Below are 19,247 nucleotides of genomic sequence, written 5' to 3'. Positions count from 1 at the left end.
CATGTCGTTCAGCCCCCCAGTCCGGCATCGAGCACCGCGCGGGCGACCGGAGCCGCTACCGAGCCGCCGGTGGCGGCCAGGGCGCGGTCGCCACCGTTCTCGACGATCACCGCGATCGCGATCTGCGGTTTCTGCGCCGGCGCGAACGCGATGTACCAGGCGTGGGGCGGGGTGTTGCGCGGGTCGCTGCCGTGTTCGGCGGTGCCCGTCTTCGAGGCGATCTGGTAGGCCCGCTGGCCTCCGCCCTGCGTGTTCTTCTCCGATTCGATCATCATGGTTGTCAGCTGGGTGGCCACCGGCGCGCTGATCGCCTGGCCGACCGACATCGGCTTGATGGTCTCCAGCATCGTCAGGTCGGGTGCTTGCAGCTGATCCACCAGATGCGGTTGCATCCGGACGCCGCCGTTGGCGACGGTCGCCGCGATGACGGCGTTGTCCAGCGGGGTGAGCGCCACATCGCGCTGGCCGATGCTGCTCTGGCCCAGGGCCGCGCCGTCCGGGATGGTCCCGACGGTGCTGTCCGCCCACGGAATCGGAATGTTGGGATGCTGGCCGATTCCGAACGCGGCGGCCTCGTCCTTGAGTTTCGCGGCTCCCACCTTGATACCGAGTTCCACGAAAGCCGTGTTACACGAGTACTTGAACGCCTCGGTGAGCGAGGCGGTCGCGGAATCGCCGGGGCCGCAATGACTCCCGTTGTAGTTCTCCAGCGTCGTCGTGGTGTCCGGCAGTGTGATGCGGGACGCGGCGGTGAGCTGGTCGTCGGGCTTGGCCGCGCCGTTGGAGAGCGCGGCCGCGGTGGTGATCACCTTGAAGGTGGAGCCCGGCGGATAGGTCTGGGACACCGCGCGATTGAGCATGGGCTGGCGCGGATCGGTGCGCAGCGTCTGCCACGCCTGCGCGGAGGCGGCCCCGTCGTGCCCGGACAACAGGTTCGGGTCGTAGGACGGGGTGGACACCATGGTCAGGATGCGGCCGGTGCTCGGCTCGATGGCCACCACCGAACCGGTGTAACCCTTGGCGGTGAGCTGCTCGTACGCGACCTGCTGCATGACCGGGTTGATCGTGGTGATCACGTTGCCGCCGCGCGGATCCCGGCCGGACACCATGTCGATGAGCCGCCGCCCGAACAGCTGGTTGTCCGAGCCGTTGAGCACCGAGTCCTCGGCGTGTTCGAGCCCGGTGCTGCCGTACTGCATGGAGTAGAAGCCGGTGACCGGCGCGTACCCCAGCGGGTCGGTCGGATAGGTGCGCAGGTACCGGTAGCGGTCGTCGGTGGAGACCGAGCTCGCCAGCACGGTGCCCTGCGCGGAGATCTGCCCGCGCTGGCGGGCGTACTCGTCCAGCAGCACCCGGACGTTGCGCGGATCGTTGCGCAGACTGTCCGCCTTGAAGACCTGGACGTAGGTGGCGTTGGCGAGCAGGGCCAGCACCATGACCATGACCGCCATCGCGACCCGGCGCAGCGGAGTGTTCACGCGAGGCCCCCCTTCGGCGGGCGGCGCACCATCTGGGTGGGCGCTTCCGCGATCGGCTCGGGCGCTTTCTTGCGCACCGGGGCGGGCGCGCGCGCCGCGTCGGACACCTTGATCAGCAGCGCCAGCAGCGCGTAGTTGGCCAGCAGCGACGAGCCGCCGTAGGACACGAACGGGGTGGTCAGGCCGGTCAGCGGGATCAGCTTGGTGACGCCGCCGACCACCACGAACAACTGGATGGCGATGGTGAAGGACAGGCCCGCGGCGAGCAGCTTGCCGAAGCTGTCGCGCACCGCCAGCGCGGTCCGGAGACCGCGAATGACGAAGACGCAGAACAGCATCAGCACGGCGGTCAGCCCGATCAGGCCGAGTTCCTCACCGATCGAGGTGATGATGAAGTCGGTCTTGGCGAACGGCACCTGGGAGGGCCGTCCGCTGCCCAGGCCGGTGCCCGCGAGCCCGCCGGTGGCGAGCCCGAACAGCGACTGGGAGATCTGGTAGCCGGTGTTGCTGTAGTCGTCGAACGGGTGCAGCCAGGTCTCCACGCGCACCTGCACGTGCCCGAACATCTTGTAGGCGAAGAAGAATCCGATGCCGAGCAGTCCGAGGCCGATGACGACCCAGCCCACCCGCTCGGTGGCGATGTACAGCATGACCAGCACGGTGCAGAAGATGAGCAGCGATGTGCCCAGGTCCTTCTCGCGCACCAGCACGCCGATGCAGACCAGCCACACCACCAGGATCGGGCCCATGTCGCGGGCGCGCGGCAGTTCCATGCCGAACACGTGCTTGCCCGCGGCGGTGAACAGATCGCGCTTGGCGACCAGCACCCCCGCGAAGAAGATGATCAGCAGGATCTTCGCGAACTCACCGGGCTGCATGCTGAAGCCCGGCAACCGGATCCAGATCTTCGCGCCGTTCACCTCGGAGTACTTGCTGGGCAGCAGCGCCGGGATGGCGAGCGCGATCAGGCCGACGAGCCCGAGGGTGTACGCGTAGCGGGCCAGCGTGCGGTAATCGCGCAGCACGATGATGACCCCCATGAAAACCACCATCCCCAGCCCCGTCCACAGCACCTGCTGATTGGCATCGGGGGAGGGGATGGACTTGGAGGCGAAGATCGCGTCCTGCTTCTCGGCCAGGTCCAGGCGGTGGATCAGTACCAGCCCGAGCCCGTTCAACAGGGCGACGATCGGTAGTAGGAGGGGGTCCGCGAAGGCCGCGAAACGCCGCACCGCCAGGTGCGCCACCCCGAACAGGGCCATGTAGGCCGCGCCCAGTTTGGCGATGTCCCAGGAGATCGACTGTTCCTGGCTGGCCTCGACCAGCACCAGCGACACCGTCGTGATGAGCGCCGCCAGTCCGAGGAGCAACAGTTCCACATTCCGCCGAGTGGACGGCGGAGGCGCGGGAGCGAATCCGCCCGGCGGACTGGGAAAGGCCCCAGCGGACGGTGGTGCCGGTGCGGACATCAGTCCGCCACCCTGCAGTTCTGCCCCGGCGTCTGCGGCGCGGTCGTGGTGGTGGCCGACGGCTGGTCGGTCTTGCGGGGTTCCAGCGGGCGGTTCTCGCCACCGGGCTGCGCCTCGGGCGTGGTGGTCGGGACGACCGTGGTGCTCGCGGGCGGGGTGGTGGTCGTGGTGGTGTTCGGCGTCGAGGCGGCCTGCTTCTCACACGGGGGCAGCAGTTCGCGCTCGGCGAGGGCGCGCATCTGCTTGACGGCGTCGTCGTGCGAGCCCGGGGGCAGCCCCTTGTCGACCGAATCACGGCCGGTGGGCTTGAGATCGATGAGTTTGAGTTCGCGGCAGCCGGCGGGGAATTCCGCGTCCGGCGCGACCAGTTGGAGTTCGCCGCCGCGGGTGACGCAGCCGCGCTGATCGACATCGCGAATGGAGTAGCCGAGTACCGAACCGGGCAGACCGCGGTGAATCACCACGCGGTCACCGTCGGCGCCCACGTAGTAGTTGCCGCGAATCATGTTGTAGCCCACCGTCAGACCCGCCCCGACGGCCACCAGCAGCGCGAGCGACAGGGCCACCCAGCGCAGTTTGTGACTCTTCTTGGGCGGATCGGGCTCCGGCTGCGCGACCGCGCGCCGGGGTGCGGCGCGCGGTGGTCTCATGGCGGCGGCCCGCCCGGCGGCGGTGTTCGGCGGGGGAGTGTCCTCGTCCTGCCCCGACGCCGCGCCCGCGACGATGGGGTGGCTCTGCCCGTAGTCCAGGTCGATGACATCGGCGACCACGACGGTCACGTTGTCGGGACCGCCACTGCGCAGGGCCAATTCGATGAGCCGATCCGCCGACTCGTCGGTGCTGCCCTCGCGCAGGGTGTTGGCGATGGTCTCGTCACTGACCACGTCCGACAGGCCGTCGGAGCACAGTAGGTAGCGATCACCGGCCCGGGCCTCGCGCACCACCAGGGTGGGCTCGATCTCGTTACCGGTGAGCGCCCGCATGATGAGCGAGCGCTGCGGATGGGTGTGGGCCTGCTCGGGGGTGATGCGGCCCTCGTCCACCAACGACTGCACGAAGGTGTCGTCGCGGGTGATCTGGGTGAGCTCACCACCGCGGAGCATGTAGGCGCGGGAGTCGCCGATATGGGCCAGGCCGAGTTTGCGGCCGGCGAACAGGATGGTGGTGAGCGTGGTGCCCATACCATCGAGTTCCGGCTCCTCCTCGACCTGATCGGCGATGGCGGCATTGCCCTCGCGCACAGCGCGATCGAGCTTGCCGAGAAGGTCGTCGCCGGGCTCGTCGTCGTCGAGATGCGCCAGCGCGGCGATCATCAACTGGGAGGCGACTTCACCGGCGGCGTGGCCGCCCATGCCGTCCGCCAGCGCGAGCAGTCGCGCGCCGGCGTAGACGGAGTCCTCGTTGTTGGCTCGGACGAGACCGCGGTCGCTACGCGCGGCGTAGCGGAGAACAAGAGTCACGATCGCAGCTCGATCACTGTCTTACCGACACGGACAGGGGTGCCGAGTGGAACTCGCACCGGGGTGGTGACCTTCGACCGGTCGAGGTAGGTCCCATTGGTGGAACCGAGATCCTCGACGTACCAGTCCTCCCCGCGCGGCGAGAGTCGCGCATGCCGGGTGGAGGCGTAGTCGTCGGTGAGGACCAGTGTGGAGTCGTCCGCGCGCCCGATCAGCACCGGCTGCGCGCCGAGCGAGATTCGAGTGCCGGCGAGTGAACCCTGAGTCACCACGAGATATTTGGCGCCCTTCTGGCCTCGGCGCAAGGATGGGAGCACCGCTGAACCGCCAGGGGCCCGTGGTGCGACCCGGATGCCGGAGGCCGCGTAGATATCGCTGCGCAAGGTCCGGAGCACCGCCCATACGAACAGCCACAACAACAGCAGGAACCCCGCACGGGTCAATTGCAGGATCAATCCCTGCACGGTGCTCCACCTCCTGTTCGACCGTGTCGTAGGTACGGCTTTCGACCCCCAACCGGTGTGCTGGTCGAAGCGGCCCTATTCGCTACGCGTGCCGGGCATTCCGACAGTGGTAGCAGCCGCCGCGCGTGCTGGCAGCATCATAGGGCCGTAGACCGGTTGCGATCACGATACGACCGAGGATTCTCGGGTCATATCGTGACCTGCACCGCGAGCTTACGGGATCAGACGATCCGGATCAGGATCTCGGAATGCCCGGCGCGGATGACATCACCGTCGGCGAGCTGCCAATCCTGCACCGGAGACCCGTTGACCAGCGTTCCATTGGTCGAACCGAGGTCCGAGAGCATGGCCGTCTGGCCGTCCCAGCGAACCTCGATGTGCCGCCGGGAGACACCGGTGTCGGGCAGGCGGAAGTGCGCGTCCTGCCCGCGGCCGATGATGTTGCTGCCCTCACGCAACTGGTACGTGCGGCCGCTGCCGTCGTCGAGTTGCAGGGTCGCGGAGTAGCCGGACGCCGCGGCGGGCGCGTAGCCGCCGCCACCGCCCTGCTGCCCGTAGCCGCCGCCCTGCTGGCCGTAACCCTGGTCGCCGTAACCCGCCTGGCCCTGGTCGCCGTAGCCCTGCTGGTTCGGGTCGGCGTAGCCCTGCTGGCCCTGCTGGCCGTAGCCCGGGTCGGCGTAGCCCTGGTCGTACCCGCCCTGCTGGCCGTAGCCCTGGTCCGCCGGGTAGGCGGGCTGCTGCCCGTAGCCGCCGCCCTGCTGGCCGTAGCTCTGGTCGGCATAGCCCTGCTGGCCCTGATCGCCGTAGCCCTGCTGGCCCTGCTGCCCGTAGCCCTGGTCGGCGTAGCCCTGGTCGTACCCGCCCTGCTGGCCGTACGCCTGGTCCGCCGGGTACGCGGGCTGCTGCCCGTACGCCTGCTGGTCGTAACCCTGCTGGCCGTAGCCCGCCTGATCGCCGTAGCCGCCGCCCTGCTGGGCGCCGTAGCCCTGCTGGCCTTGCTGGCCCTGCTGGTAGTCGTACCCGTTCTGGTACTCGCCGTAGCCCTGGTCGGCGCCGTAGCCACCCTGCTGGCCGTAGCCGGCCTGGTCGCCATAGCCCCCCTGCGGTGCGGGGCGGCCCGCAGGCGGAGCGCCGTATCCACGGCGTGGATCGGACTCCGCGGGCTCACGGCTGGGGTCGTAGCCTGAGTTCTGCGTCATGGGGCCAGCTCCTGGTTGCGGGTTGGGTCGTGGTCTGCGTTCAGGTCCTGCCGCCGGACCCGCCCGGCGGTCGACGCTACCGCCGACGGCGTCCGGATCCACTCGGCCGCGAGTCCTGAACTGTCCGGTGTGCAGCGTAGGGGATGCCTCGAACTCGACGTGTACTTCGCCGTAGGTCTGCCACCCTTGTTCGCGGATGTAGTCCTGCAGATGCTTGGCGAATGCGCGCACGGTGAGGTCGTGATCGGCCTGTCCTTCGCCCTGGACGAGCTGCCCCAGGTCCGACTCGTTGACGGTGATGACGTAGCTGTTCGGTGCGAGCCGATGTCCGCCGCCGATGTCCTGCACGTTGTCCGAGGCCTCGCGCTGCAGCGCGGCCTCCACCTCCTGCGGGACAACGCTGCCGCCGAACGCACGCGCGAAGGCGTCACCGACTGCCCCTTGGAGGCGACGTTCGAATCGCGAAACAATCCCCATCGCCCCTCCTCTCGGGTCAAGGACGCTCCCTCGAGTGAAGCGTTCGTCGTGTCGGGTCTGCGGGTGTGACGCCGTTGACCTGCGCGTTCGTCCGATACAGCGGCACGCGAGCATGGCGTGTCGCTGTGGGGACACGGTGCTTGCATGATATCCGCGTTCGCCCACACCTGTAACTCTTGACGGCACCCCTGGGTTCCCAGCCTGCCATCACCCGCCGGGATAGCCGGTAACCAGCGGATTTCGTTTTGGCGCATACCCCGTGATACGTTTCTTCCCGTCGCTCGGGCGAGTGGCGGAATGGCAGACGCGCTGGCTTCAGGTGCCAGTGTCCGTAAGGACGTGGGGGTTCAAGTCCCCCTTCGCCCACAAACAGTAGGCCCCATCCGAATCCGGATGGGGCCTACTGCGTTTCGTGCTGCCTCCGGGTTCGCGCCTGTGTGCGCTCCCGAGCTTGCGCCCGATCGCACTCCCCGGCGATACCCCGTTTTTCGGGTCTTGTGCGGCGCCGTTCGAACCTCGGCGCCGATGCCCGGGAATCCGCAGGTCAAACGTAGTGTGACGAAGATCGCAGACACGCGCGTGAACTCCTCGGCCGGGGCGTTGCCGGAGTGCCTCCGACGGTCCGCGCGGGGGTGTAAATCGATTGCCGGAAGGTATCGAATCGGGTATGCGCCCGATTTCCTTCCGCCATTGCCGGATGCCCGTTTGGCCAAAATGAGGTTAAACAGACTTGGGGTCTGTTTCACTTTCGGTGACCGCTGGGCAATGGCGCTGAGATGGTGAGAAACACCAGCTTAACGCGGGTTGAACCACCGGCGACGGGTATTGGCCGGACTGATCGGCAAACGGCGCCGGGCGTCGCCGGCGGGGGTGTGCGGCGGGGGCGAAACGGCCCGGAGAAATGGCTCGGGCGCACGGTTCGGAAACGGCTCGGCAGCCGCCCCGCAAAGCCGAAGCTGGAAATTAGCGATGTTCTCGGGTTGCCTTCGTGCGAACCATGTTTCGCCTGGTCGCGTCGTGCGTCCGCTGAGCGAGTCGGAGGTTGCGTAGCCATAACGATTGTGTAGAGTCATCGGCAACGCTGGCCGCAGCTGAGCCGGACTCGCTGCGGCCAGTGCAAATCAATTCCTGGCCGTTGTCGCCGGCGTTCGAGTCGCCGGTGCCGCAGGGAATTCCGGGCTCTCGCCCACATGAACAGCGGGCATCGCCGGATTGCCGAAAATGTGCGCGGCCGCCTCCTCCGCCGCTTCCTCGTCCCGGACCACGCGCCGTCCCAGCCCGAAGACGTAGAGCAGGAAACCGATTTCGGCGAGCGCGCCGATCCCGACCCGCACCGCGGTCGGCCAGCCGCTCGGGGTGACGAAGCCCTCCAGCAGACCCGACACGAACAGCACCACGACCAGCCCCAGCGCGATGACCGCGGTGGCGCGTCCCTGCCGGGCCAGCGCTCGCGCCCGGGTCTCGTGCCCCGGATCGATGAGCGTCCAGCCCAGCTTCAGACCCGCGCCGCCGGCCACGAAAATGGCCGTCAACTCCAGCATTCCGTGCGGCAGGATGAATCCGAAGAACGATTCCAGCCGGCCCGCCTCGGCCATCAGCCCGGCGCTCACGCCGAGGTTCATCGCGTTCATGAACATGACGTAGACCGCGGGCAGGATCAGCACCCCGGTGAACAGCGCCGCCGCCGCCACCGAGGCGTTGTTGGTCCACACCTTGGCCGCGAAGGCGTCGTGCGAGTGTTCGGAGTAGTAGGTCTCGAAGGCCCCGCCGGGCCGGGTCAGCTCGTCGGTGTCCGAGTCGATGCCCAGATGCCGACGCGCCGAATCGGATTCGGCCACCCACGCGCCCAGCGCCGTGGACACCGCCAGGAACAGCGCGGCCACCGACACCCACCACGGCCACGCGCGATAGGCCGCCGCCGGGAAGCGCCGGGTGAAGAACAGGCCGATCTCGCGCATCGTGTCCACCTGCGCGCCGAGCGCGCGCCCGCGCGCCCGCGTCAGGACCGCCGAAAGCCCGGCGATGAGCTCGGGATCGGCCGAGCGGGTCTGCAACCGGGCCAGCTGCTGCGAGCCGATCCGGTACAGCCGCACCAGTTCGTCCGCCTCCGCCCCGGTGAGCCGCTTGCGGCGCGAGGCCAGCTGGTCGAGCCGATCCCACGAGCGCCTGTGCACGAAGGTGTACGCGTCCAGATCCATCGGTTGCCTTCCTGTGCTACCACTCGACAGAATGCTATCCATCGAATCCGGCCGCGAACCCGCCGCAGCGAAGCGAAGGCAGAAGATATGGCACTGTTCACGACCGGTGAGGCCGTCGCGGTCGAATTGCCGATCGCCCGCATTCCCACGCGGGCGGCGGCGTTTCTGCTCGATCTGATCCTGCAGCTGTTCATCGGCCTGGTGCTGGTGGTGATCACCCAGCTCACGCTGGACGCCTGGGACGCGGATTCGGCGTGGCACGACGCCGTCATGGTCGCCACCATCGTCGGGGTGCTCATCGGTTATCCGACACTGAGCGAGACGTTCTCGCGCGGGCGCTCGATCGGGAAGCTCACCCTGGGCCTGCGCGTCGTGCGCGCGGACGGCGGCCCGGTCGACTTCCGGCACGCGGTCACCCGCGGGCTCGCCGGCACCGTCGACTTCTGGTTGCTCGGCACCGGACTGGTGGCCGTGGTGAGTTCGCTGTGCTCGGCCGACGGCCGCCGGATCGGCGACGCGCTGGCGGGGACCGTGGTGGTGCACGATCGCAGCCGCCTGCCGTTCGCGGCGCTGGCCGCGCCGCCGCCGTGGCTGCTGGCCTGGTCCCGGCCGCTGGACCTGACCGGCCTCACCGACGAGCTGGCGCTCGCGGTCCGCACCTACCTGACCCGCTCGCGCACCCTCACCCCGATGGCGCAGGAGCAGCTGGGCCGCACCCTGGTGCTCGCGGTGTGCACGCAGCTCGCGGTGCCCCCGCCCAACGGCTATCCGCCGCTGCAGATCCTGGGCGCGGTGCTGGCCGAACGGCAGCGCCGCGCCATCATGGCCGTTGCGCCCCCGCCCGTGATCGCGCGCCCGGCGTTCGCGACCTAGCGTTCCGGAGCGGTTGCGGCGGAACCGGTCCCGTCGTCCGCGTGCGCAACCGGCCCCGATCCCGGTGATTCCAGCCGGATCCGGCGGCGCCGTCCGGCCGCCGCCCATCGGACACGACGGCCGGTCCCGTCAGAGCGCGCCGGTGCGCTTGAGTTCCAGATACTCGTCGGCCAGGGCCTCGGGGAGCCGGTCGGGCGACGCGGTGATCACGCGGACGCCGATGCGGCGCAGGTTCTCCCGGGCCACCGCGTCGTCGGCGACGACGTTCTCGGCCGCCGCGGCCGCGTACAGATCGGACAGGCCCGAACGCCGGGTGACCGCGTGCGCGACCTCGGGGTCGGTGACCGAAACGACCAGCACCCGATGGCGTTCTGTGAGCACCGGCAGCACGGGCAGCAGCCCCTCCTGCACGGTGGCCGCGTCGAGATGGGTGAACCACACCACCAGGCTGCGGCGGCGGGCGCGCTGCAGCGTGGTGCGCAGCAGACCCTGGTAGTCGGTGTCCACCAGCTCCGGGGTCACCGCGGCCAGCGCGTGCATGAGCTTGAGCTGCAGCCGTTTTCCGCCGACCCCGCGCACCTCGGCGCGCACCCGGCGGTCGTACGCGAGCAGATCCACCGCGTCGCCGCCGGCCGCGGCCAGCCCGCCCAGCAGCAGCGCCGCCTCGATGGTCGCGTCCAGGCGGGTGCCCGCGCCGACGTGGCCCGCGCTCACCCGCCCGGTGTCCAGCAGCATGACCACGTGCCGATTGCGTTCGGGCCGCCAGGTTTTCACCAGTACGTCGTTGGCGCGGGCGGTGGCGCGCCAGTCGATGGTGCGCACGTCGTCGCCGGCCACGTATTCGCGGAAGGAATCGAATTCGGTGCCCTGCCCGCGCACGGTCGTGGTGTTGCGGCCCTCCAGGTGCTGCAGCCGCCTCACCTTGGAGGCCATCAGCTTCTCGCTGGTGAACGGGGGCAGCGCGCGCAGCCGGGCCGGGACCGCGCGGCGCACCTGGCGTCCGGCCAGGCCGAGCGGCCCGTAGAGCCGCACGGTGACGGGCCCGGCGATCCGGTCGCCGCGGTACTGCGGCGTGAGTTCGGTGTGCAGCCGGGTCATCGTGTTGGGCGGCAGCCGCAGCGCGTGCCCGCGGTGATCGGCGTGCGCGCTCGCGGGCCAGTCGTCCCACAGCACGCCGCGCAGCGTCCGCGCGCCGGTGTTGAGCGCGACGAGTTCGACCTCGATGGTCCGCCCGCTGCGCACCGTGGTGATCGGCGCGCGCGAAAGCTCCAGCGCCGCCGCGGAACCCGCCAGCGCGAGATCGGCGAGCGCCAGCGCGGCGAGCACGCCGGTCGCCAGCAGCACCCCGGGCCAGGACGGCAGCACGAAGGTGACGAACAGCGCCGCGAGACCCGCCGCGGCGGCCAGCCGGCCGGTGACGATCACGCGCTACACCGGGACGGGCACGGACATCAGCAGGGACGCCATCACGCCCTCCGCCGTCACGCCCTCGACCTCGTGTTCGGGCCGCAGTTGCAGCCGGTGCCGGAGCACCGCCGTCGCAACGGTTTTCACGTCGTCGGGGGTGGTGTAGCCGCGGCCGTTCAGCCAGGCGAACGCACGGGCCGCGGCCATCAGGGCGGTGGCGCCGCGGGTGGAGGCGCCGTGCGCGACGGCGGGGGAGGTGCGGGTGGCCCGGCACAGGTCCACGGTGTACGCGAGGACCTCGGGGCTGACCGTCACCCCGGCCACGGCCCGGCGGGCGGCCGCGATGTGCGCGGGCCCGGCCACCGGGCGCAGGCCCGCCGCGACCAGATCACGCGGATCGAAGCCGGCCGCGTGCCGCTGCAGGATGCGGAATTCGTCGTCGCGCCCGGGCAATTGGATGTCGACCTTGAACAGGAACCGGTCCAGCTGCGCCTCCGGCAGCGGGTAGGTGCCCTCCTGCTCGATGGGGTTCTGCGTCGCGATCACCACGAACGGGTCGGGCAGCGGTTGCGGCACGCCGTCCACCGAGACCTGGCGCTCCTCCATCGATTCCAGCAGCGAGGACTGGGTTTTCGGTGGGGTGCGGTTGATTTCGTCGGCGAGCAGCAGGTTGGTGAAGACCGGTCCGCGCCGGAAGGTGAACTCGGCCGAGTGCGGGTCGTAGATCTGCGATCCGGTGACGTCGCCGGGCATCAGGTCCGGGGTGAACTGGATGCGCGCGTGCTCCAGATCCAGGGCGGTGGCCAGCGCCCGCACCAGCAGCGTCTTGGCTACGCCCGGAACGCCTTCCAGCAGCACGTGACCGCGGCACAGCAGGGCCAGCACCAGGTACATCACGGCCTGGTCGTTGCCGACGACCGCCTTGCCGATCTCACCGCGCAGTGCGAGCAGCGCCTGCTGGGCCTGCTCGGGGGTGACGGTGTGATTGGTTGTGGCGAACGTGTCCACCTGGGGCTCCGATCGGGTCACAGGACCTCCGCTTCGATCCATTCGAGTTGTGCGGCCACGACTTCCAGCGTGGCCCGGTCGGCGACCGGTTCGTACAGGGCGGCGCGGACCAGCGCCGGATCGGCGCCGCTGCGCGCGGCGACGGCGCCGACCACCAGCTCCGGCGAGCTGTCGGCGGTCAGGCTCAGCACCGGCCGCAGGCGGCGCAGGGTGGCCGCGCGCAGCTTGCCGGCCACGTGATCGTGGTCGTGGGATTTGCGGTACAGCCCGGCCTGCCCGGCGAGCAGCTCGTGCGCCGGAGCCCGGACCGGCAGCGGTTCCTCGACCACGGTGCCGCGCCTGCGGCCGCGCCAGCACAGCACCAGACCCCAGGCGATGAGGAACTGCAGGCCGCCGAACGCCGCCCAGGCGGGCATGGTCTCGAAGATCGAATCCTGGCCCTCGCCGAATTCGCGCGGCCGATCCGGCACCTCGGGGGGCTTGCTCGGCGGATCCGGTTTGTCCGGCACGTCCGGAACATCGGGCGGCGCACCGGCATTCAGCAGCACGTAGATCAGCACCAGCACCACGAGCGTCCCGCCGAGCACGGCCCAGAACCGCCAGTCGCTCAGGATCGGCGGCCAGCGGAACGGCTCGCGATCCCGCTTGTCCCGGGTCTTGCGGACGCGTTTCTTGCGCCGCGCGGCGGTGACCTCGGCGGGTGCGCTCTTGGGCGCCGGGGCGACAGAGAAGCGGTCGGCCTCGGCCAGGCGCCGGTACTCGGCCTCGCCCGCGGGGCGGCCGCCGTACACGACCTCGTCGAAACTGTGTGCGGCCCAGGGGAGTTCCGCCGCGTCCTCGGGGACGGCGGCGGAGGCCGCGCGGGCGGTCTCCCCGGCGGTGCGGGCGCGCTGCTCCTCGAGAATGCCGCGCTGCTCCAGGCCGCGGGTGACGGCGCGGTAGCGCTCGCGCAGCGCGGTGCCGAAGTCGGCGCGGCGCGCGGCGTCCTCGGCGGCGGCCAGGTGCGCGGCGGCGGGGCCGAGCGCGGGTTCGGGCGGGGCCGCCTGCGGCTGTCCGGAATTCGGCTGTCCGGCGGGGTGATCGGTCACGGCCGCGCCTGCCCGGGCACCCGGATGTCCCAGGCTTCGCGCCGGCAGCGCCGGTCCACGTAGGCCACGACCTGCGCGGCGGACTCCACCATCTCGGCGAACGCGATCATGAGCAGGGAGATGGTGATGATCAGGACGGTCACCGTCCAGCGCCGGGTACCGGAGATGTCCGAGACGTAGTTCCACAGCGCGAACAGCGGCACGAGCAGCACGACCATGAGCGCGCGCAGGTACAGCCACACCCCGACCAGCTGCCATTCCGTGCCGCCGGTCAGCAGTCGCGAGCGGGCGGTGGCGGCCTTGTACGGCGCGGAGTCGTCGAAGATCACCGGCAGGGTGAGCGAGCGGCGCGCCCGCAGCCAGGCCAGCCAGAGGACGGCGAGCGGCAGGGTGATCATCAGCGGCGTCCCGAGCGCCAGCACGCCGATCCCGATGAGCGTGAACATGACCTGGTACCCGAGCACCGGTCCGGCCACCTCGGACAGCCGCGCGAACGCGCCCCCGCGGTCGAGCGGCCGCCGGTGCACCACGGCCAGGCCCATCGGCACGGTGACCCCGCGCATGATCAGCCGGACCACCCACGCGCACAGCAGGGTCGCGATGATCGCGCCGACCAGCACGCCGTCATCGGAATCGCGGGTGGCGACCGAGATCAGGACCGTCGCCGCGATCGCGATGGCGCTCGCTCCGGCCACCGCCACCGCGGCCACGCGGGCCAGCGGTTTGATCCGCGCCTGCAACAGCGCGAAGGGGAGATCGAGGAGTTCGCGAAACTGCAGCGGGCGAACGGGCACGATCACCGAATCGGTGGTCGTCCCCCCCACCGAGCCGGTCGACGGTCCGACGGAGTCGGCGGCGGCTGGCAACACGGGCCCGAGTCTAACCGGACGAACCGCCGGTTAGCCGGGTGACGACCTGGCGATAGACCTCCGCGTCGACCGGCGGCATGCCGAGCAGTGCGCGCAGGTAGACCCCGTCGCCGACGAGCCGGATGATCTCGGCGTCCACCGGGTCCTCGATCTCGTTGTCCAGCACGCCTTTCCAGGAGTCGAGCACCTCGAACAGCGCGCGGTCGGTCTCGTCGCCGCTCTGGTCGACGGGACCGTCGACGGTCCGCATGGCCGCGAGCATCGAGCGGTAGAGGGCGAGTTCGTGCACGTCGGCGTCGTCGTAGTGCTGAGGGTTCTGCAGGTACCACTCGGCGACGGACTGTCCGCTGTCCACCACGGTGCGGACCTGCTCCTCGGTGCGCCGGCCGAGCCTGCGCACCAGTCCGGCGAGCAGGGCGTCCTTGGATTTGAAGTGATAGAGCAGGCCGCCCTTGGAGACGCCGGCCGCGGCGGCGACGCTCTCCAGCGTCACCTGGGCCATGCCCTTCTCCAGCAGCAGGGTCTCCAGCGCGTCGAGGATCCGGTTGCGCGTGCCGGCGGGATCACGGGTGGTCACGGCGATCAACTGTACCGTCTGGACGGTTGATCTGTTACTGTACCGTCTGGACGGTTCACCTCTGATCGAAGAGACCCCGAAAGAGAAAGACACATGAGCCCCGACACCACGGCACGTTCCGGACCCGTGTCACCCCAGCACGAGACCACCGCGAGCGGCCCCGCGATCCGGCCCGGCGATCCCGCCCCGAGCAAGGCCACCGCCCGCACCTGGGCGGGCCTCGGCGTCCTCGCGCTGGCCCTGCTGCTCATCTCGGTCGACGCCACCGTGCTGGACCTGGCGGTCCCCGCCATCACCGCGCACCTCGCGCCGACCACGCCGCAGCTGCTGTGGATCATCGACGTCTACTCGTTCGTGCTGGCCGGTCTGCTGATCACCATGGGCACCCTCGGCGACCGCATCGGCCGGCGGCGATTGCTGCTCATCGGCGCGGCCGGATTCGGCGTCGCCTCCGCCCTCGCGGCCTGGGCGGTCAGTCCCGAGATGCTCATCGCGGCCCGCGTGCTGCAGGGCGTCGCGGGCGCGACCCTCATGCCCGCGACCCTGGGCCTGATCCGGTCCATGTTCACCGACTCCCGCGAACGCACCCTGGCCATCTCGGTCTGGGGCGCCATGGCGGGCAGCGGCGCGGCCTTCGGCCCGCTGCTGGGCGGCTGGCTGCTCGAGCACTTCTGGTGGGGCTCGGTCTTCCTGATCAACCTGCCGGTCATGGCCGGTCTGATCGTGGCCGCGCCGTTCCTGGTGCCGGAATCGCGCGACCCGAACCCGGGCCGCTTCGACCTGGTGAGCGCCGCGCTGTCCATGCTGGCGCTGATCCCGATCGTGTACGCGGTCAAGGAATTCGCCGCGCACGGCCCGAGCGTGAGCCTGCTCGCGTTCCTGGCGACCGGCGTGCTGGCCGGATGGTTGTTCATCCGCCGCCAGCGCGCGCTCAGCACCCCGCTGATCGACCTGGACCTGTTCCGGCTGCCGCCGTTCCGGGCCGCGGTGTTCGCCAACCTGCTGGCGGTCTTCGCGCTGGCCGGCGTGCTGTTCTTCGGTTCGCAGTACCTGCAGTCGGTGCTGGGCCGGACGCCGTTGCAGGCCGGCCTGCTGCTGATCCCGGGCACCCTGGGCAGCATCGCCGGTTCGCTGGCCGCGGCCTACGCGGTGCGGTACTGGCGGCCGGTGACGGTGCTGTCCGCCGCGCTGGTCACCGGCGCCGCGGGTGCGTCGCTGTTCTGGTTCGCGGGCGCGGATCCGTCGGCCACGGTGCTGCCGTTCGTGCTGGGCTTCGTCCTGATCGGCCTCGGAGTCGGTGTGGCGCTGACGGTTTCGTCGGATCTCATCGTCAGCACCGCCCCGGCCGAACGCGCGGGCAATGCCGCCGCCATCTCCGAGACCGCGATGGAGGCGGGCATCGCCCTCGGCGTGGCCGTGCTGGGCAGCGCCGTCATGGCGGTGTTCCGCCGCGGCCTCGACCTCACCGGCGTCCCGGCCGAGCAGACCGCGGCCGCCCGCGAATCACTCGGCGGCGCACTGGAAACCGCGAAGCAGCTCCCGGCCGCGGCCGGACAGGCCCTGACCGAGGGCGCCCACCGGGCGTTCGTCGACGGCGTGCACGTGGCCGCCACCGGCACCACGGTCATCCTGCTGCTGACCGCGTACCTCACCTATCGCAGCGCGAAGACGAAGCGGCGCTGACACCTCACCGCACCCCACCTCGGTGCGGTGAGCGGACAACTGAAATCAGTGTGACCCGGGTGTTCCGTGCGGATCGCCCGGGTCACAGTGTCATTCGGGCCGATGCGTCTCGGTATCCGGTTCTTTCGCGTCCGGGCCACGATCGGACGCGCCCTCGGGAGGTCCGCTGGGCCGTGGAAGTACCGCCGGAGGCCGCCGGTTGTCGATACCACTGCCGCGCTGTGCACTCGGCCGTGCCGGTTACGCCGGGCGACCGGCACGAGGCAAGCGTGAAGTCTCCGGCCCCGTCGTGATCGCTGGACTTCCGCGAGATCAGCGCGTCGCCGACCATGTGGATTCGGCCCCGGTACAGCGCGGATGCAGATGGCCGGCACGCCCGGGGCAGTGCCGCGGACAGTTAAGAGCCTGTGCCCGGGGGCAACTCGCGCTGATCGCGGCCACCCAGTTCGGGGGTGTGGCGGCGGTCCAGTTCCGGGCGGTGCTGGGCGGGCAGCGCACCCTGCCGGTCGGCGGGCGGCAGCGGGTAGCCGGGCTCGACCACCGGGCCGGGCCCGAGCGCGGGGTAGCCGGGGGACGAGGCGTAGTGCTGCTCGTACTGAGGATAGGGATGCAGCACGTCGGCGGCCACGCGCTGGGCGTAGACGTGCTGGGGCGAACCCGCGGGCAGCTGGTAGCCGTACTGCGGGGGAGCGCCGTACATCTGCTGCCGGGCCTGCTGCGCGGCCGAATCCTCCGAGTCCACCGTCACCTTGCGAGTGCGCCGCAGCGTGAAGGTGATCTCCTCGGCCTCCTCGAACGCCTGGCGCACCGTGCGCAGCGGATGCGTCGCGGTGTCGATCGCGTTCGCCACGAACGAGGGCACCAGCGGCCGGATCCAGCGAGCCGCGGTATCGGTGAACGGCACCGTGCCGATGATCGGAAGCTCCAGTCCGCCACCCTTGTTCGCGGGCGCGGCCTGCGCCGCGACGGGCGCGACGGGCGCCGGGGCCTGCGCCGCCGGTGCGAGCGCCCCGCCGGCGCCGACCGGTGCCACCCGGCCGGGGGCGTAGCGGTCGGGCAAGTTCGGCGTGTGATTCACGGTCCCCTCCTGAGGCATGTCGTTGCCGGCCGGGCTCGCGGCCGGTAGTTCCCCCCGTGCCGCCGGGAGCTCACGCTGTGCGGCACGGTCGAATTCGTCGATCGCGCGCTGCTGCGCCGGTTCGGTGATGCCGATCTCGAAATTGCCGATGGCGGCGATGATCCGGGTGCGCTGGCGTTCGCGATCGATGGCGGTGTCCGCGTGCGCGGCCAGTTTGGCCGCGGTGAGCTGTTGTTCGGCCCGCAGGGCCTCGGCCTCCACGCGCACCTCGGCCTGTTTGACGGCGATGGCGGTGCCGGCGGCCTGATCGACCCGATCGGCGACGGTGCGGGCGGCGACGTCGCGATCGAACGAGGTCTCCCCGCGCCACCAGCGCAGCAGCAGCGGCAGCAGGGCCAGCAGCACGAAGAGCAGATCCAGCGCGACGCGCAGCGCCAGCGCGCCGGCGTGCGCGGTGGTGTGGTCGTTCATGGCGACCCAGCGCGCCCCGAGCCCGCGGTCGCCGCCGGTGTACGCGCCCGCCCGGGCGCTACCGAGCAGGGCGTCCCGATCGGTGACCCGGGCGTCCAGCGCCTCGACCTTGCCCTGGGCGGTGGTCAGGCGGGTGCGCGCGTCCTCGAGCAGTTGGTTGGCGGTGCGCTCCTCGGGCCCGCGCCCGGGCACGCCGGTGATGCGGGTCCGCGGGCATTCGGGCTGCGGGTTGAATTCGCAGCGCGCGGTGATCAGCGCGGCGTCGATGTCGTTCTGCGCCTTGGTCATCTGCTGATCCAGTGCGATTCGCTCACCCCGCGCCTGCTCCAGCGCGTCCCGGGCGGTCACCACGGCGGGCGCGGATTCGACTCCGCGCCCGGCCTTTTCGTCCAGCAGTCGATCGACGGTGCCGCCGAAGAGCACGGTGCCGGCCAGTTCGGCGACCACGATGCCGACCAGCGCGGCGACCGCGATCCGCGCGGCGAACTGCCCTCCGGCGGGGGTGGCGTACACCGATCCGCCGCGCTGATCCTCTTCGCGCTCGGGCGTCGCGGCCGTCGCCAGGGCGCGAGATATCGCCCCTACCAACAGGGTTGAGAGCAGCGCCGCGACGACGGCGGCGGCGAGATGCCAGTCCGCGGCCCCCGCCGCGAGGGCGACGATCACGCCCGCGGTGATCGCGAACAACGCGACCACGGCTCCGGTCACCGAATAGCCGGTGCGTTCGTGGCGGTCGGACAGGCCCGCGTGCGCGCCCCCGAGCCAGGTGAGCAGAACGGTCATGGGGCTCACATCCTCTAAGTCCCAGGCTTATTCGGGTTCTCTCGAGCGTCGCCGTATCGGTGAAAGGTCACGGTCTTGTCTCAGCGTGACAGGCCGGTGCCGGTTCCACCGACTGTGGCGGCTGGGATGTGGCCAGCCTCACATCGGCACGTTTCCAGCGTGTGACGTGGTGTTGATCACGCTGGTACCGGGCGAAACGGGCTCGCTCGCAGCGACTGGTCACATGTTCAGCGTTTGCTGGACATGTGCTGTAACACACATTCAACAAAGATTCCGTACGGTCGGAACGTTGCGAGAGCATGTCGCCCGGACCGTCGCGGCGTCGACTCGACGTCTCCGGAAAGTTAGCCGCCCCCTGCCCGGTTTGCCGGATGCCCCTGTGGGGAAATCAGTTTCGATGCAGGTGGGAGGTGTTCCGGAGCTGCGCCGGAACCAACCGCCCGAGTTCTCGCGCGCGCGACATCCAGTGGGCAAGTCAACTCGGGCCATCCTGCACTCCTGCTTTACACTGGACAACGCGCAGGTAGTGGAGGATCGATGCAGAAGCCCAGCTAGAGGTTGGTATTAGTGCAACCTAAGTTGGTTGGGTCGCAGGTCTGGACTTATCGTTTGCTCTTACGCCGAACACGACAAGTTCGGCATATCGCTCCATAACCGTCAGAGGC

At 70.3% G+C, this 19,247-nt stretch carries 14 protein-coding genes and 1 tRNA gene; 3 read left to right on the top strand and 12 right to left on the bottom strand.

Annotated elements, in window-relative coordinates:
• Window positions 1-8: 8 nt before the first annotated feature.
• From ABZ319_RS21355 to ABZ319_RS21335, 5 genes are all read right to left on the bottom strand, one after another.
• Window positions 9-1,478 carry a penicillin-binding protein 2 gene (locus tag ABZ319_RS21355; protein ID WP_354988198.1) on the bottom strand — a complete coding sequence of 490 codons (1,470 nt, stop codon included), beginning with the start codon at window positions 1,476-1,478 and terminating at the stop codon, window positions 9-11.
• Window positions 1,475-2,947, bottom strand: a complete 1,473-nt coding sequence (locus tag ABZ319_RS21350) for an FtsW/RodA/SpoVE family cell cycle protein (RefSeq protein WP_354988197.1) — start codon at window positions 2,945-2,947, stop codon at window positions 1,475-1,477. The genes ABZ319_RS21355 and ABZ319_RS21350 overlap by 4 nt, the downstream gene beginning before the upstream one ends.
• Window positions 2,947-4,407, bottom strand: a complete 1,461-nt coding sequence (locus ABZ319_RS21345) for a PP2C family serine/threonine-protein phosphatase (protein ID WP_354988196.1) — start codon at window positions 4,405-4,407, stop codon at window positions 2,947-2,949. The genes ABZ319_RS21350 and ABZ319_RS21345 overlap by 1 nt, the downstream gene beginning before the upstream one ends.
• Window positions 4,404-4,871, bottom strand: coding sequence for an FHA domain-containing protein (locus ABZ319_RS21340; RefSeq protein ID WP_354988195.1), 468 nt, complete (start codon window positions 4,869-4,871; stop codon window positions 4,404-4,406). Before ABZ319_RS21340 ends, ABZ319_RS21345 begins: the two co-directional genes overlap by 4 nt.
• Window positions 4,872-5,092: 221 nt before the next feature.
• Complete coding sequence (locus ABZ319_RS21335) at window positions 5,093-6,547, bottom strand: FhaA domain-containing protein (protein ID WP_354988194.1); 1,455 nt, start codon at window positions 6,545-6,547, stop codon at window positions 5,093-5,095.
• 283 nt (window positions 6,548-6,830) lie between these two features.
• Between ABZ319_RS21335 and ABZ319_RS21330 the strand changes: the two genes are divergently transcribed.
• A tRNA-Leu gene (locus tag ABZ319_RS21330) sits at window positions 6,831-6,913 on the top strand.
• A 755-nt stretch (window positions 6,914-7,668) separates the two neighbouring features.
• Here the strand turns inward: ABZ319_RS21330 and ABZ319_RS21325 are convergent.
• Window positions 7,669-8,745 carry a stage II sporulation protein M gene (locus ABZ319_RS21325; protein ID WP_354988193.1) on the bottom strand — a complete coding sequence of 359 codons (1,077 nt, stop codon included), beginning with the start codon at window positions 8,743-8,745 and terminating at the stop codon, window positions 7,669-7,671.
• 87 nt (window positions 8,746-8,832) lie between these two features.
• Between ABZ319_RS21325 and ABZ319_RS21320 the strand changes: the two genes are divergently transcribed.
• On the top strand, window positions 8,833-9,618 hold the full coding sequence (locus tag ABZ319_RS21320) for an RDD family protein (protein WP_354988192.1): 786 nt from the start codon (window positions 8,833-8,835) through the stop codon (window positions 9,616-9,618).
• 129 nt (window positions 9,619-9,747) lie between these two features.
• Here ABZ319_RS21320 and ABZ319_RS21315 read toward each other — a convergent pair whose 3' ends face one another.
• Genes ABZ319_RS21315 through ABZ319_RS21295 form a run of 5 tightly spaced genes read right to left on the bottom strand, consistent with a single transcriptional unit; the run spans window position 9,748 to window position 14,567 of the window.
• Entirely contained in the window at window positions 9,748-11,043 is a 1,296-nt protein-coding gene (locus tag ABZ319_RS21315; protein WP_354988191.1) for a DUF58 domain-containing protein, read from the bottom strand.
• Window positions 11,044-11,046: 3 nt separating this feature from the next.
• A complete protein-coding gene (locus tag ABZ319_RS21310; protein ID WP_354988190.1) occupies window positions 11,047-12,054 on the bottom strand; it encodes a MoxR family ATPase in 1,008 nt (335 codons plus the stop codon).
• Window positions 12,051-13,121, bottom strand: a complete 1,071-nt coding sequence (locus tag ABZ319_RS21305; RefSeq protein WP_354988189.1) for a DUF4129 domain-containing protein — start codon at window positions 13,119-13,121, stop codon at window positions 12,051-12,053. Before ABZ319_RS21305 ends, ABZ319_RS21310 begins: the two co-directional genes overlap by 4 nt.
• Complete coding sequence (locus tag ABZ319_RS21300; protein ID WP_354988188.1) at window positions 13,118-13,990, bottom strand: MYXO-CTERM sorting domain-containing protein; 873 nt, start codon at window positions 13,988-13,990, stop codon at window positions 13,118-13,120. The genes ABZ319_RS21305 and ABZ319_RS21300 overlap by 4 nt, the downstream gene beginning before the upstream one ends.
• A 10-nt stretch (window positions 13,991-14,000) precedes the next feature.
• The gene (locus ABZ319_RS21295; RefSeq protein ID WP_354988187.1) at window positions 14,001-14,567 is read right to left on the bottom strand and encodes a TetR/AcrR family transcriptional regulator; all 567 of its coding nucleotides are present in this window, start codon (window positions 14,565-14,567) and stop codon (window positions 14,001-14,003) included.
• Window positions 14,568-14,660: 93 nt separating this feature from the next.
• Between ABZ319_RS21295 and ABZ319_RS21290 the strand changes: the two genes are divergently transcribed.
• Entirely contained in the window at window positions 14,661-16,250 is a 1,590-nt protein-coding gene (locus tag ABZ319_RS21290) for an MFS transporter (protein ID WP_354988186.1), read from the top strand.
• A gap of 397 nt (window positions 16,251-16,647) precedes the next feature.
• Here the strand turns inward: ABZ319_RS21290 and ABZ319_RS21285 are convergent, their stop codons facing one another.
• Window positions 16,648-18,582 carry a DUF4407 domain-containing protein gene (locus tag ABZ319_RS21285; RefSeq protein WP_354988185.1) on the bottom strand — a complete coding sequence of 645 codons (1,935 nt, stop codon included), beginning with the start codon at window positions 18,580-18,582 and terminating at the stop codon, window positions 16,648-16,650.
• Window positions 18,583-19,247: the final 665 nt, after the last annotated feature.

Origin of the sequence: Nocardia sp. NPDC005978 (assembly GCF_040614455.1) — a bacterium.
Classification (GTDB): Bacteria; Actinomycetota; Actinomycetes; order Mycobacteriales; family Mycobacteriaceae; genus Nocardia.
This window is presented reverse-complemented; position numbering and strand designations above follow the sequence as displayed.

Excerpts from the sequence above, each read along its gene's own strand:
- ABZ319_RS21350 (WP_354988197.1), bottom strand. The coding sequence starts at position 2,947 with ATGTCCGCACCGGCACCACCGTCCGCTGGGGCCTTTCCCAGTCCGCCG.
- ABZ319_RS21335 (WP_354988194.1), bottom strand. The coding sequence starts at position 6,547 with ATGGGGATTGTTTCGCGATTCGAACGTCGCCTCCAAGGGGCAGTCGGT.
- ABZ319_RS21325 (WP_354988193.1), bottom strand. The coding sequence starts at position 8,745 with ATGGATCTGGACGCGTACACCTTCGTGCACAGGCGCTCGTGGGATCGG.
- ABZ319_RS21320 (WP_354988192.1), top strand. The coding sequence starts at position 8,833 with ATGGCACTGTTCACGACCGGTGAGGCCGTCGCGGTCGAATTGCCGATC.
- ABZ319_RS21290 (WP_354988186.1), top strand. The coding sequence starts at position 14,661 with ATGAGCCCCGACACCACGGCACGTTCCGGACCCGTGTCACCCCAGCAC.
- ABZ319_RS21285 (WP_354988185.1), bottom strand. The coding sequence starts at position 18,582 with ATGACCGTTCTGCTCACCTGGCTCGGGGGCGCGCACGCGGGCCTGTCC.